The organism is Paenibacillus sp. JCM 9796, assembly GCF_055379675.1.
Map to the genome: position 1 here is coordinate 1,129,549 of NZ_AP043723.1, position 15,415 is coordinate 1,144,963.

The 15,415-nt window shown below is 54.6% G+C and carries 14 protein-coding genes and 1 pseudogene; 10 read left to right on the plus strand and 5 right to left on the minus strand.

Annotated features, from left to right (window positions below):
- Window positions 1–23: 23 nt before the first annotated feature.
- A complete protein-coding gene (locus ACZ439_RS05540; protein WP_141333805.1) occupies window positions 24–1,106 on the plus strand; it encodes an efflux RND transporter periplasmic adaptor subunit in 1,083 nt (360 codons plus the stop codon).
- 117 nt (window positions 1,107–1,223) lie between these two features.
- Window positions 1,224–1,892, plus strand: a complete 669-nt coding sequence (locus tag ACZ439_RS05545) for a nitroreductase family protein (protein ID WP_054796812.1) — start codon at window positions 1,224–1,226, stop codon at window positions 1,890–1,892.
- Window positions 1,893–2,030: 138 nt separating this feature from the next.
- Here the strand turns inward: ACZ439_RS05545 and ACZ439_RS05550 are convergent, their stop codons facing one another.
- The 3 genes from ACZ439_RS05550 to ACZ439_RS05560 all read right to left on the minus strand — a co-directional run bounded on the left by ACZ439_RS05550 (window position 2,031) and on the right by ACZ439_RS05560 (window position 3,502).
- On the minus strand, window positions 2,031–2,267 hold the full coding sequence (locus tag ACZ439_RS05550) for a YebC/PmpR family DNA-binding transcriptional regulator (protein ID WP_155614752.1): 237 nt from the start codon (window positions 2,265–2,267) through the stop codon (window positions 2,031–2,033).
- A gap of 240 nt (window positions 2,268–2,507) precedes the next feature.
- Entirely contained in the window at window positions 2,508–2,705 is a 198-nt protein-coding gene (locus ACZ439_RS05555) for a cold shock domain-containing protein (protein WP_054796811.1), read from the minus strand.
- An 86-nt stretch (window positions 2,706–2,791) separates the two neighbouring features.
- Entirely contained in the window at window positions 2,792–3,502 is a 711-nt protein-coding gene (locus ACZ439_RS05560) for a class I SAM-dependent methyltransferase (RefSeq protein WP_464620737.1), read from the minus strand.
- A 230-nt stretch (window positions 3,503–3,732) separates the two neighbouring features.
- On the opposite strand from ACZ439_RS05560, the gene ACZ439_RS05565 reads away from it, so the two are divergent.
- The 7 genes and pseudogenes from ACZ439_RS05565 (at window position 3,733) to ACZ439_RS05595 (ending at window position 12,310) form a co-directional block, all read left to right on the plus strand.
- Entirely contained in the window at window positions 3,733–3,966 is a 234-nt protein-coding gene (locus ACZ439_RS05565) for a hypothetical protein (protein ID WP_127606155.1), read from the plus strand.
- Between the two features lie 282 nt (window positions 3,967–4,248).
- A pseudogene (locus ACZ439_RS05570) lies at window positions 4,249–4,902 on the plus strand (TerC family protein); the annotation flags it as partial.
- 271 nt (window positions 4,903–5,173) lie between these two features.
- Window positions 5,174–5,356: a hypothetical protein gene (locus ACZ439_RS05575; RefSeq protein ID WP_054796846.1), complete on the plus strand. Its 183-nt coding sequence runs from the start codon at window positions 5,174–5,176 to the stop codon at window positions 5,354–5,356.
- Window positions 5,357–5,597: 241 nt separating this feature from the next.
- The gene (gene pepF / locus ACZ439_RS05580; protein ID WP_127606159.1) at window positions 5,598–7,388 is read left to right on the plus strand and encodes an oligoendopeptidase F; all 1,791 of its coding nucleotides are present in this window, start codon (window positions 5,598–5,600) and stop codon (window positions 7,386–7,388) included.
- A 111-nt stretch (window positions 7,389–7,499) separates the two neighbouring features.
- On the plus strand, window positions 7,500–7,835 hold the full coding sequence (locus ACZ439_RS05585; protein WP_230876124.1) for a LapA family protein: 336 nt from the start codon (window positions 7,500–7,502) through the stop codon (window positions 7,833–7,835).
- Between the two features lie 139 nt (window positions 7,836–7,974).
- The gene (locus ACZ439_RS05590; protein ID WP_464620738.1) at window positions 7,975–9,660 is read left to right on the plus strand and encodes a sensor domain-containing diguanylate cyclase; all 1,686 of its coding nucleotides are present in this window, start codon (window positions 7,975–7,977) and stop codon (window positions 9,658–9,660) included.
- A gap of 130 nt (window positions 9,661–9,790) precedes the next feature.
- The gene (locus ACZ439_RS05595; RefSeq protein WP_464620739.1) at window positions 9,791–12,310 is read left to right on the plus strand and encodes a beta-propeller domain-containing protein; all 2,520 of its coding nucleotides are present in this window, start codon (window positions 9,791–9,793) and stop codon (window positions 12,308–12,310) included.
- A gap of 195 nt (window positions 12,311–12,505) precedes the next feature.
- On the opposite strand, the gene ACZ439_RS05600 is transcribed toward ACZ439_RS05595, so the two are convergent.
- Complete coding sequence (locus ACZ439_RS05600; protein ID WP_127606323.1) at window positions 12,506–13,342, minus strand: DUF92 domain-containing protein; 837 nt, start codon at window positions 13,340–13,342, stop codon at window positions 12,506–12,508.
- Window positions 13,343–13,499: 157 nt separating this feature from the next.
- Here ACZ439_RS05600 and ACZ439_RS05605 point away from each other — a divergent pair, with 157 nt between their 5' ends.
- Complete coding sequence (locus ACZ439_RS05605) at window positions 13,500–14,720, plus strand: HD domain-containing phosphohydrolase (protein ID WP_244932919.1); 1,221 nt, start codon at window positions 13,500–13,502, stop codon at window positions 14,718–14,720.
- 59 nt (window positions 14,721–14,779) lie between these two features.
- Here ACZ439_RS05605 and ACZ439_RS05610 read toward each other — a convergent pair whose 3' ends face one another.
- Complete coding sequence (locus ACZ439_RS05610) at window positions 14,780–15,415, minus strand: fumarylacetoacetate hydrolase family protein (protein ID WP_127606163.1); 636 nt, start codon at window positions 15,413–15,415, stop codon at window positions 14,780–14,782.

A 15,415-nucleotide genomic window follows, 5' to 3' on the forward strand; every position in this document is an offset into this window, starting at 1 on the left:
CACGTTATAGGAGTCATGCTGCCATGAAAAAGAAAAAATGGATCATCGCCATCGCCACCGTGCTTGTCCTCGGGGTGACAGGTTTATTGTTCTGGCAAAGCCGACCGGCCGACAAATCGAAGCAGGCGGCGATGCAAACGACGAATGCGCTTAAATTCAAAGTGACCCGCGAAGATTTGGCCAGCAGCGTCGAGGTCAAAGGCAAATCATCGTATCAGCAGGAAACGTACATCAATGCCCCCTTCGCCGCCGATGTCAAATCGTGGAATGTGAAGGAAGGCCAACAGGTGAAAAAGGGCGACCTGCTCTTCCAGCTCGTCGATACGGACCTGCGCAATGAAATCGCCGAGCTTCAGGCGTCCGCCCGCAAGCAGGAGCTCGATATCCGTTTGGGTGAATTTCAAGCGACGATAGGAAGCGGCGACGCTTCGACGGGCATTTCCGAAGCCGACGCCAAGCAGCGCTTCGCGCAGAACGAAAGCCGCAAAATCCAAGAGGAAATCAACCGGTTAAATCTGGAGCATGGACGAACGCAGTTAACCGAGAAGATCGAGAAGCTTAAGTCTTCGCAGTTTACCGCGCCGGAAGACGGCATTTTCTTATTCGATAGCACGAAGGAACCGAAGTCCGTGAAAGAAAGCGAGCGGATCGGCAAAATCGTCGATCTGTCGAAGCTCCAGCTCATCTGTATGGTCGGCGAGTTCGATCTGTTCCGGCTTAGCGAAGGATTGCCCGTAGAGGTGCGCGTCGACGCCTTGAAGGGGCTGAAGCTGCAGGGCAAAGTCGAACGGCTGTCCAAATTCGCCAAAAGCGCCTCGGACGCGTCCGGGAGTGCCGCTCAGTTCGAGGTCGTCATTTCGCTCGAACCGAACGAGCGGCTTATCGCGGGTCTGAGCTTGACCGCCTCCATTCAAACCGATAAGAAAACCGGCGTATTGGTCATCCCGACCTTGTCCGTACAGCGGGAGAAAGACGAATATTATGTGATGATGGAAACGGCACAAGGCGAACTCGAGCGCAGAACCGTCAAAATCGGCGTGGAAACGCCGGAGAAAACGGAAATTGTCAGCGGCCTTCAGGAAGGCGACACCGTCGTCATTCCGTAAAAAGGCTGAACGGCGGTTGTTATTTCTTTAGTCTCCCGGTATAATGAGTGTAGCTTTTAGCACCAAGTACTAAATTTGTGGTGCTTGTCTGTTAAACACGAAAGAGGATGATGAAAGATGACTGAAGCGACCCGTGTGCTTGCCTATGAAGATTTCAAGGAAATTTTGTTAGACCGTCGAAGCGTCCGCAAATACTCGGACGAACCGGTTTCCGTTGAAGATATTAAGGAGCTGATCGATTGCGCGCGGTATGCTCCAAGCGATACGAACTCGCAAACGTGGGAATTCATTGCCGTCACGAACCGCAACAAAATCAAGGAGATCGAAGCTATCACATGGGAAGAGCTGCACAAGCGCGCCTCCGAGGCGGAGCAGCGCGGCCTGTCTAAGGAAGCCCGGCTGCTGACCAAGTCGTTCGGACCTTACGCCACGGCCTTCTCCGACGCTCCCGTGCTCATCGTGTGTCTCGCGACTCCTTACCAATCCAAATTCCGCGAGCGCATCTTCGATCCGGTTCACTTAGTCCCGGACCATGTATGGGACGAAGAAGGCATCAAGAGCAGCTGCCTCGCTTCGCAAAACCTGATGCTTGCGGCTCACGCCCGCGGGCTGGCCACTTGTCCGATGACCGGTCCAGTGCTGCTCGCGCAAGACAGGCTCCGCACGTACCTGGACATCCGGCCCGAATGTCAAATCAATATGGTTATCGCGCTCGGCCATCCGCTGGAGCGTCCGGCCCGGCTGCCCCGCAAGCCGGTGGACGATATTCTCCGTATCGTCGATTAAACGATACGCGCTATTAACGCTGGTGCGCCTCGTTGCGCAGGATCTCCAGAAGTTCAAGGCCCGTCAGACCATGACAAAAACTCCCCCGCTCATCCTTGGATGTTCGGGGGAGTTTCTATAACGCGATAACGCGAACCTTTAGCCGATCTTGGCCATTTCTTCCTCGTCCATTTCGTAATTCGAATAAACGTCCTGCACATCGTCCAGATCGTCGAACGAGTCCATCATTTTGAGCAGCTTTTCGGCATTTTCGCCTTCTACCTTGATCGTGTTCTGCGGAATCCAGCTGACCGAGGCTTCGGCAAACTGCAGTCCCTGCGCCTCCAGCGCGGTCTTCACCTTCTCGAATTCATGCGGGTGCGTAAACTTAGGCATATCCTAACGCTCCCTATCGCTCAAAATATCACATTTATGTTTACACCAGCTGCCGCGGGTGGGTCAAAGATTTGTCCAGGTATCTATATACAAAAAAACGGTTCCCGGAACCGAAGTTCCAAGAACCGCCTGCAGGCTCTGATTTGTCTCATGATGCATACGGCAGAAGACAACTACCCAACGATATATGTTATAAACCCGACTGTCGCAACAGCCCGGGCATCGTAGTTAGTTTAAATCTTACAGCTTGATAACGTTAGCTGCTTGAGGACCGCGGTTGCCGGAAACGATTTCGAACTCAACCGATTGGCCTTCTTCCAACGTTTTGAAGCCATCGCCTTGAATAGCCGAGAAGTGAACGAATACATCGTCTCCGCCCTCAACTTGGATAAAACCATAGCCTTTTTCTGCGTTAAACCATTTTACTGTACCTTTCAATGAAAACAACCTCCTAGATGTATCGCCATCAAGGGCGAATAATTCAATTATACCACCAGTATGAGGATAAATCAACTTGCTTCCTCTTATTCATACGCCAATCTCAGCAGCTCTTTGGAGCCCGGAATGAACGGCAGCGACGACTCCGGCAGCGAGGCTTGAATCCCTTGCCGGCCCAGCGCTTCCGACAGCCGCTCAAGCAGCGGATAACGATCCCACCCCAGCGTAATCACCGGGTAAATCCGTACTTCGCCGCCTCGCCGGCAAACGCGCATCAGCTCTTGAAGCGCCGCGAGATGGAAGTCATAGTCGAATTGCTCGTGATACAGAAATAAAAAATGGCTGACCAGCACCAGCGAAAACTCGCCGCTTTCGAATGGCAGGCGCGGCAGCTTAGCCGGCACGTAACGGCCGTTCGACCGCTCCGCTTCGTAGTGCGCGGCAAATCGTTCGAGCGACGCCTCGCGATTGGAACGATGGCGATCCACATCGCCGTAATAGCTCCAGTCGAACTGCTCCCGAATTGCCGCCAGCTTCGCTGTGGAAGCTTCAATTTCCCGGACGCCGTTCGCGCGGATCGCTTCCGGCTCCAGCGCATACAGCGGGTCTGCCGCCCGGGCATCGTAACCTCGGCCGCATGCTTCGGCCACGAACGATGAGGCCCCCGCCGCCACGTCCAACACCGCTCCGCTTTGCAGCAGCTCGGGTCTCAAGGCAAACATCCGTACATACTCGTCATAGGATCGGCACGTCATGGCTACGCCGATTTGTTCATACGCTTTCCGTTCTTTGCTCATCTCCAAAGCACTCTCCTCGTCTCGACTCATCTTGATAGCTCTGGGCCTCCACCCGCCCTCCGGCCGATGCTGAAGCTTAGCAGGATATTACCACGGTTTGGAGTGGGACGCAATGCCGATTGTCCCGTATCCCGTACCGCCTTGATTTTCCGCGGCAGTTAAGGTATGATTCGCGAGTAGAGAGACTGGTTGTGTCCTTCATTATTATGTTGAAAAGAGGTTCCCCGCACGTGATTAAAAAACATACGATTTACAAAACCGATAAATGGAATATGCTGACCGTGGAAGTGAACGGCAAACAATTGATTTTACGTGAAATTTCCGACCAATGGGGCGAAGAATGCCATACGTTCCTCAGCCGTCCGGAGATGATGCACTGGGTCGGAGAGCGCTTTTCCAAAGAACGCTTTCAAGGCACGGAAGAAGAGCTTGAGCAAATTTGGGAAGCGTTTCGCCAAGTATAAAAGCCGATTTTGCATTTTCAGGCTTGACTTCTTGCTTGTTTGGCTTCTATAATTAAGATAATTACATAAGGATGTCCTCCAAAGGGGAGTAGCTGTCACAGTAAAGTCGTCAATTCGGGTTCTTGCGAGCCCCGGCTTTATTGGCAACGTCACGTTGTTAGCAAGACCTTTGCCTATTATGGGTAGAGGTCTTTTTTGTTTGAAAAAAGTACCTGAACCAAACCAGGCACAGGATCATTTTTATGTACACAATAATTATAAAAGAAAGAAGGAGTGAGGGACATGGAGTGGTTAACGCCATCATTTTTACTAGCGTTGTTGAACATTATACTCATTGACCTCGTACTGGCAGGCGATAACGCGATCGTCATCGCGCTCGCAGCGCGCAACTTGCCGAAAGACAAGCAGAAGGGCGCCATCCTGTGGGGAACCGTCGGTGCGGTTGTCATTCGAATCGTCGCCACACTCGCCGTCGTCTGGCTGCTGGAGCTGCCTTATTTGCTGCTCATCGGGGGACTCGTCCTAATCTGGATCGCTTACAAATTGCTCGTCGACCAGAAGGACCACGCCATTGAGGCTAAGCCAAGACTCGCGGACGCGATTCGCACGATCATCATCGCCGATGCGGCTATGGGCTTCGACAACGTCATCGCAGTTGCCGGCGCCGCACACGGCAGCTTCTCGCTGGTCATCCTCGGACTCATCATAAGCGTACCGATCATGGTATGGGGCAGCACGCTGTTCATTAAGCTCGTCGACCGCTTCCCGATCATCATCTGGCTCGGTTCCGCCGTCCTTGCCTATACGGCAGCCAAGATGCTGACGGAGGATCGCTCCGTAGCCGGATACTTCCATGAAAATCCGGTTGTGAAATGGGCGATTGTCTTCCTGATCATCGTGGGCGTACTAGCCCTTGGCTACTTGAAGAAAAAATCCGGATCGGTCGTCTCGGTCAATGAGCATGGCGCGTTAACGATTCCGGTCGGTTTAGAGAAAGAAGCCGGCATCCGGCCGGACGACAATTTCACGGCAAGCCGGGATAAAGACGGCCGTCTCGTATTGGTGAAATCGCGAAGCTAGAACGGCTCGCTGAACGGAACTCTTGAAAGCCGATCCCTCCAGGGGGTCGGTTTTTTGCCGTCCGTACAAAAAAAGGAAAATAACGCTAGGCGGCGAACATACATTACATAGATAAGAGGTGATTTTTGTGAACAATGCCACGTCGATCGTTACCTTCATCATCCTTTCCTTTTGCTTGGCCTTGATATTAATTATGAAGAAGGATACGCTGCCGTCCGGCGTCAAACGGCCCCTCGCCCTTCTGGCGCTCGTGATGGTCGCGTTCTCGTTCGGGCTGCTGATCTATTCATTCCTTGCGAATCCGGTCTAAGCACCAAGCGATTAGACTTCGGCGTCCGGAATCCCTATACTAATATTTAAGCCTCGCTCCGGTCATACTATCCCGTAAGTTTTCTGACCGACCTCTTCTTCCTATGGAGCGTGAACGAGCGATGCGATGGATTCCATTAGGGCTGTGCGGCGCGCTAAGCGCTTGTTTGCTGATGCCATCGGCGTCAGCGGTCCAGGCGGATCAAACCGCCACACCTAATCATATGACAAGGAGGGCACCCATGAATCAAGTACTGAAACGTAACGAGGTCCCGGACGAGCACCGCTGGAACTTAGAGGATTTAATCAAGGGCCAGGAGGCATGGGATCAAGAGTATCGTCAAGTGAAAGAGCAAGTGAAAGATATTGCGCGTTTTCAGGGCAAATTGAGTGACCCGGCCTCTATTAAGAAGTGCTTCGAGCTGGAAGACAAGATTTCCTTACATATGGAACGGCTGTACGTCTATGCGAACCTGAAGCATCACGAGGACATGACGGACCCTGCGTATCAGGCCTTATCGGATAAATCCAAAAAGCTGAGTGTTGAAGTGAACGAAGCGATGTCGTTCATCTCGCCGGAGATTTTGAGCTTATCCGACGAACAGCTTCAGAAGCTCGTAGCAAGCCCGGAGCTTTCTTTCTATAAGCGCACGCTGGAAGAATTGATTCGCCAGAAGCCGCATGTACTCGGCAAGGACGCAGAGTCGCTGCTGGCGCAAGTCGGCAACCTGGCGCAGGCACCCGGCACGATCTTCGGCATGCTGAACAATGCGGACCTGAAGTTTCCTAAGGTCAAAAATGAGCAAGGCGAAGAAGTCGAGCTGACGCACGGCCGCTACATCCAATTCCTGGAGAGCCCCAACCGTACGGTGCGCAAAGAGGCGTTCGAGGCGATGTATGCGACCTACGCGAAGCAAAAAAATACGATAGCGGCGACGTTGTCGGCCAACGTGACGAAGAACATTTTTTACTCCAGAGCCCGGAAGTATCCTTCTGCGCTCGAGATGTCGCTCTTCGGCGATAAAATCGACAAAAGCGTCTATACCAACCTGATTGACGCCATTCACGAAGCGCTGCCGCTGATGCACCGATACATGGAGCTCCGCCGCAAGCTGATGAAGCTCGATGAGCTGCACATGTACGATTTGTTCGCTCCGCTCGTCGAGGAATATAAGCTGGACATCACGTACGAGGAAGCGAAAGCGACCGTAAAAGAAAGCTTGAAGCCGCTCGGTCAAGACTACTTGAACATTCTTCAAGAGGGCTTCGACAACCGCTGGATCGACATCTACGAGAACGAAGGCAAGCGGAACGGCGCCTACAGCTGGGGAGCCTTCGGCACTCATCCTTACGTGCTGCTGAATCATAAGGACAACCTGAACAGCATGTTTACACTGACGCACGAGATGGGCCATGCGCTTCACTCGTACTTGTCCGATACGAACCAGCCGTATCGCTACGCACAGTATACCATCTTCTTGGCGGAGGTCGCTTCAACGCTGAACGAGGCGCTGCTGATGGATTACTTGCTCAAGAAGTCGACGGATCCGAAGGAAAAGATGTATCTGCTCACCTACTATATGGATCAATTCCGGACGACGGTGTTCCGCCAGACGATGTTCGCCGAATTTGAGAAAATCATTCACGAGAAGGCCGAGCAAGGCGAGTCATTGACGCCGCAGCTGCTGAGCCAGGTGTACTACGATTTGAACGTCTTGTATTACGGCAAAGACATGGTCGTGGATAAAGACATTGAAATGGAATGGGCGCGCATCCCCCATTTCTATAACAGCTTTTACGTTTATAAATATGCAACCGGCTTCTCGGCGGCGACGAGCTTCGCGAAGCAAATTTTGGATGAAGGCGAGCCGGCCGTCGAGCGTTACCTTGGCTTCCTGAAGAGCGGAGGCAGCGACTATTCGATCAATATCCTGAAGCGGGCCGGCGTCGATATGTCCTCGACGGAACCGATTAAACAGGGAATGAGCGTATTTAAAGATTTATTGGAACAAATGGAATCGCTAGCGAAGTAAGTGCTGGCGAGTCAGGCTGAGTTCGGTTCCCCCGGCTCAGCCTTTTTCCGTCAGCCCCTCCCGTTCTCGCCCATTCCGACAAATTTTAATTTCCCGCAGGAGTGTGATCGCATGATGAAAGCCCAGTGGATGCTCATTTTGACGCTTATTTTTGCACTGATTACCGCTATCTTTGCCGTGATCAACGTTGATCCGGTGCGTGTCAATTTCCTCGTCACCCAGGCGGATATTCCGTTAATACTCGTCGTGCTCGGCTCCACCTTGCTCGGCGGACTCATCGCATCGCTGCTCGGCATGCTCCGGCAGTTCAAGCTGAAGCGCACCATTCGCCAGTTGGAGAAGCGGGTCAGCGAGCTGGAGCGCGAACAGGCGGAGTCGGCAGCCGCGCCCGTTCCGGCTTCTCCCGATTCCCATGGTACAGCCGCTCGCGGTACGGAGAACGTTTAAAAAAAATTAAATTTACATCAAATCTTCCTTAAGTCGTACATAAAGAAGGATTATTCATTGAAGTAAACTGGCTCTTTCCATTAAAATGTATGTAGGAATGGCATGAACGACTACTTCGTGCAGGAAGGGTGCCTACAGCATGAGCGACCCCGGGGTGGAAAGCCAAGAACAACATCTGAATACGCTTGCGTTTCAGCGATCCTTAACAGGCATGGCCTTTCTGTCGGCCGAAGGAACGTTCGTTTCCCTCAACCCTGCCTTCTGCAGCATCATGGGCTATGAACGGGAACAGCTGCTCGGCAAGCACGTCGATAGCATTAGGCACCCTGCAGATATCGAGAGCTTGTATGAGGCGAAGCCGAAGGTCTTGGACGCAATTGGGCTTGAGACGTCCGCCCCATCCGCCGATCCGAAGGAACGGAGATTCGTCGATCGTAACGGGAATACCATTTGGGCCAACGTTGCCGTCTCGGTCCTCCGGACATCCCCCGGGCGGCAGCTGTATTTCATTCAGGTGCAGGCTATCACCGAGCATAAGCCCTTGCAAACGGGAGCCGAACGCTCGCTCGCCCAAATGATCGATATGCTGGAGCATAGCACCGACGGTTTCTTTGCGGTTGATTCCCAAAGCCGCTTTACCTATGTGAACCGTTCCGCAGAAATGTTCTTCGGACGGTCGCGTGCCCACTTGATCGGGTTAAGCTTCACCGATGTGTTTCCGGAAGCAGCGGCACAGGCGATTGCTGAACATTGCAGCCGCATACTGACCGATCATCGGCCAAACCTTCTTGAACTGTATGACGAACCAGGCAACCGATGGATCGAAATCAACGCCTCCCCGCTGGCCGACTCGTTCTCGGTCCTTTTCCGCGATGTCACCGATCGCCGTCAAGCCGAAGCCGCCTTGCGGGAAAGCGAGGAATTGCACCGGATCCTGACGGAGCATTGCAGCGATATCATTTCCAAGCATACGGGCGAAGGGGATATTCTGTACGCCTCGCCTTCGAGCAAGACGCTGCTCGGCTACGAGGCGGAAGAGCTTATCGGCACAAACATCTTTGATTACTTCCATCCGGAGGACCTGCGGCTTATACAGGATGCCGGCGATTACTCGATCATGGCGACCGAGATGAGCTTGCCTCCCTACCGAATGCGTACGAAACAAGGCGAATACCTGTGGTTGGAAACGAATATTCGCAGGGTCAGTACGCCGGAGCCCGGTTCGAAACCGTTCGTCTGGGTGTCTCGCGACATTTCCGCACGCAAAAAAAACGAACAACAGCTCTTGAAAACGAACGAGCTGCTGCAAAAAATATCGTCGATCGACGCGCTCACCGGCCTCGCCAACCGGCGCAGCTTCGATGAAAATTACGCGCGGGAATGGAGACACGGCTTGCGGTTCGCCACCCCGCTTTCCGTTATTTTACTCGACATCGATTATTTTAAACGGTATAACGATAATTACGGCCATCATGAAGGAGACTTATGCCTTCAGCAGGTAGCGGAAGCGCTGCTCCGTGCGGCCAAACGTCCGGGCGATTTCATTGCCCGTTTCGGCGGCGAAGAATTTATTATCGTGCTGCCGATGACCGACGAGTCCGGAGCCGCCTTCGTAGCCGAACAGCTTCGATACGAAATCGAGCGCTTGGGCATTCCGCATACATGCTCGGACGTATCGACGATAGTAACCGCCAGTCTGGGGTTTGCGACGCTTGTGCCGAGCCGGGAGCTGTCGCCGCGGGAGCTGCTCATCAGAGCGGACCGGGCTTTATATCAAGCGAAACAAGAAGGGCGAAACCAGGTAAAGGGGTTTTTGACCGCATAGTTCAAACGCTCCTTCCTTAATGGAAAAACGGGCGTTTTTTTATTGAAACAATTGGCGGGCGCGCTTCGTTAGAAGAGTAATCGGATCGATTTCTTTCTGATCGTAAACCCGTATAAGGAGGGATATTTAGGTGAGCAAGAACCAATCATGGATGGCGAGGCTGTTGGTCATCTCCCTGCTGGCGGGCGCAATTCCCGCAGCAGCGCAGGCGCAAACGGAACAAGGCATCTCTTTAAGTCTGAACGGTGGACCTGTCCGTTTCTCCGTCGAACCGCAGCTTGTCAACAGCACATTAATGGTGCCGCTGCGCGACGTATCGACGGCACTTGGGGTAACGGTCGAGTGGGAGCAGGCCGCCAAGACGGCGACAGCGGTTAAAGGCGAGCGATCCATTCAGCTGACCGTCGGCAGCACGACCGCCTACCGCGGCGATACCGCCGTCACGTTGGCCGAAGCCCCGGTAACGGTGCAGGACAAGCTGCTCGTGCCGCTGCGTTTCTTCAGCGAGTCGTTCGATTTTAACGTCTACTGGGACGGAGCGAATCGAGCGGTGAGTATCGTGGACGCGGATAAGAGCCTGCCGACCGTCGGATCCGTCGCCAGGCTCCATGAGCTGCTGAAGGAGTCCGGCTTCGGCACGGATTCGGGCAGCGGGTTCGCCGCCACGGGTGCGGTCGCCGAGAAGGCGATGTCCTCCGCGGCAGCTGCCGCTCCGGCTGCAGCAGCACAAGCCAAGTCTGCGGACGCCGCCGGCGGTGCCGGGTATTCGGGCACGAACGTGCAGGTCGAAGGCGTCGACGAAGCCGACATCATCAAGACGGACGGCCAATACATTTACCAAGTGAACCGCGACCGGGTGATCGTAACGTCGGCGGTTCCCGCCGACAACATGAGCGTCGTCGGTACGGTGTATGTGGACGACCGCAACTTTTATCCGCGCGAGCTGTATGTGGACGACCGGCATTTGGTCGTGATCGGTACGACATTCCATCCGCAGTCTGGCGAACCGGTTCAGCCGGAACCGATGCCGCTGCTCGGGGATAAGCCCGCTGTATCGGCGAACCCTTCCGCAGCGGTCGATTCCGGCTCATCCGCGAGCGTCGAACGGATGCCGGTCGTTGCACCGGCTGGGGGCGAATTGAAGAAGATCGCGGTGCGCCCGAACCCGGGCCGTTCTACGACCAAGACGATCGTATACGATCTCGCCGACCGCAGCAGCTTGAGGCCGGTGCGTGAAACCGAGCTGGAGGGCAACTACATATCTTCGCGTAAAATCGGAGACGCATTGTATGTGATTACCAACAAGTACATGAATTCGTTCCAGCTGATGCGCCCGAACGGGGCTGAAGCAGGCGCCGGTACGGACGCCTCCCTGCCCGCTTACCGGGATTCGAACGCCGGCACAAACTTCCAAACGATCGGGCTGGAAGACGTTCGCTACTTTCCGAAAGCTGTAAAACCGAATTACTTGCTTATTGGCGGTCTCAACCTCGGGGAACCCGGGAAAAACATGCAGGTGACCAGTTACTTGGGCTCCGGGCAGCACGTCTATGCATCCGCTTCGAACCTGTACATCGGAGTGAACGAATATGAAGCGGCGCCGGAGGGCCCGGTTGCTTTAGCTGCACCTGCGGCGGAGCAGGCCGACCGGTCAATGCCGCCAAGCTGGACGCCGCCGGAGACGCAAACCGTCATTTATAAATTCGGTCTGAATCAAGGCACGGTTCATTACGAAGGACGCGGCAAAGTGCCGGGACATCCGTTAAACCAATTCTCGATGGATGAACATAACGGCTTCTTCCGGATCGCCACGACGTCCGGCGCCATGTGGCGCAACGACGAGTTCACCTCCAAGAACAACGTGTACATCTTGGACGCCTCGATGCAGACGGTCGGCAAGCTGGAAGATTTGGCGCCGGGCGAGCGCATTTACTCGGTTCGTTATGCCGGAGACCGCGCCTACATGGTCACGTTCCGCAACGTAGATCCGCTGTTCGTCATCGACTTGAAGGAGCCGGCAGCGCCTGCCGTATTGGGTAAGCTGAAAATTCCCGGTTACAGCGATTATTTGCATCCTTACGACGAGAACCACTTGATCGGCTTCGGCAAAGAAACGGTCGAGGTGGCCAATAAAGGCGCCGGAGGGCCCGGTGAGGAAACGATGGCCTACTACCAAGGCATGAAGATTGCGATGTTCGATGTGTCTGATGTGAATAACCCGAAAGAGCTCTTTAAAGAAACGATCGGCGACCGCGGCACCCATTCGGATCTGCTGCACAACCACAAGGCGCTGCTGTTCTCCAGGGAGAAACAACTGATGGCCTTCCCGGTTACCGTCATGGAGGTTCCCAATAACAAGGCGGCCGACCCGACCGCTTATGGCGAATTTGCTTTTCAAGGCGCCTACGTGTACGGAATCGACCTGCAGCAGGGCTTCCAGCTTCGGGGCAAAATCACGCATTTGACCGACGACGATCTGAAAAAGTCCGGAAGCGGCTGGTATGACGGCAGCCGAAACGTTGAACGCCTCTTGTACATCGGCGACATCTTGTACTCGGCTTCGCCGGATGCCGTGAAAGCAAACCGGTTATCCGATTTGCAGGAAGTCGGTTCCGTCACACTTCCGCCATGGACGCCGAAACAACCGTAGATTCGAGCAAGTTTCGCTTGGCATCCCCATGAGGCTAGGGTACAATACTTGAAGAGCTGAAATTAGGGCATGGAGGACTTGAACCCATGGTAACTTTTATTATCGTCATCTCTATCATCATAGCGATTGCCATATCGGCTTCCGCCATCTACGTGACGAACAAAGCGTACGCGCGCAAATATTACGACGAGTAGATTACAGCAGAAGGCTTACGGCTGCGGCGACCGCACCTCCGATCAACGAGCTGAGCCCGTTCACCGCATCATTCGTCATCCAAGCCAAACCGCGATATCGAACCGCCGCTGCCTTGCAGTGGCGGTTTTTTTCGATTTCTTTGCCGCATACGGTGCAGCGGTACATGACTTGTACGACGGCCCCGAGCCACGAATCCAGCAGCGAGCCGGTCAACCCGCCGAGCACGCCGATGAGGAGCAGCGGCAGAAGCCCGAACGCAGGTTCGGCCGTACCGATGACGGCTCCGGCGCCGGGTTGAAGCGCGGCGAGCGTCCAGGCGGTCCCGCCGATGAGGAGTCCGCCGGCCGCGGAAGCGCCTAGGCCTAGCGGCGTAATGCCGCCGGACGTGCCGGGAGCGACCCGTCGACCGCTCACGATGGAGCGCGGCTGCGTGCGGCTGAGGCCGCCGATTTCTGTTGCCCACGTATCGGCAGTGACAGTCGCCATAACGCCGACGTAAGCCGCCCACCAGACGGGGTGCGGCCAAAGGGCGTAAGCGAGGCATAACAGCAGCCCCACTCCGCCGTTGGCGAGCACTTGTCCGGCATCGCGACGACCGGATTTGGCATAACCGCTCTCGGCTGCGGCCTTCTTCCGGCTCTTCCACTTGGATAAGACGGACGATGTAATAAAGAACACGATCAGCGTGCCGAACCACGCCAGGCTTCCTGCGGCATACATGAGGGTGCCAAGCAAGACGGCAGCCGCAAAACCGGACCCCGACAGGGATTTTCGCCAATAGGCCGCCCCTGCGACGGCTAAACTTCCGATAAGTCCGATGGTCACGGACTGCAGCATGTGCAGCATGATTCTATCTCTCCTTCTTTATACCTGCAAACCCTGTGCCTGATAGCTTCGATTAACGTTTGCATTCGGCGGCCTTTATGTTTACAGAACTATTGCCATTATAATATGATTTGGTTATATGGAAAAATCGTCCGGGGAGTGAGACGCCGTGCATGAGGATTTCGGAATCGAAAAGGTGCGAGTCAAGCGGGATTTGGATTCGCAAGAGATGCTGCGCGTCATCTTCGACTATGCGGCCAAAATAGCGAATGAGCGGCGGCTCGACAATCTGCTCATGCTGATGGCCGATATGGGCCGGCAAATGGTCGTATCCGACCGTTGTACGGTTTGGATGCTGGACCGCCATAGCAACGAGCTGTATTCCACCGTCGCCCACGGAGTACCGCCTCTGCGCATCCCGAGCACGGCCGGTCTCGTCGGGTATGCGGTGCAATCCGGGAACCCGATCTTCATCGACGACGCCTACACGAATGCGGAATTTAAAGACGTGCTGCAGCACGGCGCTATCGCCACCGATCAGAGAACGGGCTATCGCACGAAGGCTCTCATGGTCATTCCGTTCCGTAATAACGAAGGCGAGATTATGGGCGCCTATCAGGCGGTCAATAAGCTGACGAGAAGCGAGCAGTTCTCACAGCGCGACTTGGAATACTTAACGCTAGCTGCATCGTATGCCGGCAAATCGCTGGAATCCGCACTGCTGACGGCCGAAATCGAAGAAACGCAAAAAGAGATCATCTTCACGATGGGGGAAATCGGCGAAAGCCGTTCGAAGGAAACCGGCAACCATGTCAAGCGGGTCGCCGAGTACTCGTACTTGCTCGCCATCGGCTTAGGCATCAGCCAACAGGAAGCGGAGCTGCTCAAGATCGCCTCCCCGATGCATGACATCGGCAAGGTGGCGATTCCGGACGCCGTGTTGAAAAAACCCGGCAAGCTGACCGATGAAGAATTCGAGATCATGAAGTCGCATACGACGATCGGCTACAACCTGCTGAAAAATTCGAATCGCCATCTGTTACAAACAGCCGCCGTCGTCGCTTACCAGCATCACGAAAAATGGAATGGACGCGGTTATCCATGCGGCTTGCAGGGCGAAGAGATCCACATCTTCGGCCGTATAACCGCCATCGCCGACGTCTTCGACGCGCTGGGCAGCGAACGGGTATATAAGAAGGCTTGGGAACTGGACCGCATTCTGAATTTGTTTAAAGAAGAACGAGGACAGCATTTCGACCCGAAGGTCGTGGACGTGTTCATGGAGCAGCTGCCCCAAATTTTGAAGGTACGCGACGAGCATTCCGACCTTGCGTCTGAGGAAGCAGCGGCTAACGGAAAATTAGCCCGAAACGAGCCAGCCGCCAAGTGACCCGCCAAAATGAAGACCGCCCCTATTCGAATGAACGGGGCGGTCTTATTGTCGTTGAATTACAAAGCCGGAATGCGCGCGTGGAACGAACCGAGCGTCTTCTCGCCCCAAAGAAGCTCGAAGAGATCGCCATCCTGAACGGCTGCAACGCCGGCCGGCGTTCCCGTATAAATCAAATCGCCTTGGCCGAGACCGTAATGCTGCGCGATATAATCAATGATCACCTGCAAGTTGAAAATCATATCGTTCAGGTTGCCGCGCTGCGCTTCTTTCCCGTTGCGAATAAGGCTGAACTCTACCCGCTTTGCCTCCTCGAAACCAGGGAACGCAACGAACGGCGTCACCACCGCAGATCGTAAAAACCCTTTGGCCGGCAGCCATGGGTATCCCTTCTGCTTGACGACATTCTGTACATCGCGCAGTGTAAAATCAATCCCGAGCGCCATCCGGTCGACCAGTTCGTCTACGGTATTACCCGGGGAATAATCGCGCCCGATATGGAGCACGAGCTCCGCTTCATAATGCACCTCGCCCCTGCCTGCAGGCAGCTCGATGGCGCTGCCGTCCATCTGAGTTATGGCATGCGTCGGTTTTGTGAAGATCATCGGCTCGTCGGGAACGCTGTTCCCAAGCTCGGCAGCATGCAGTCCGTAATTGCGTCCTACGCAATAAATGTTGCGAATCGATTGTTTCAT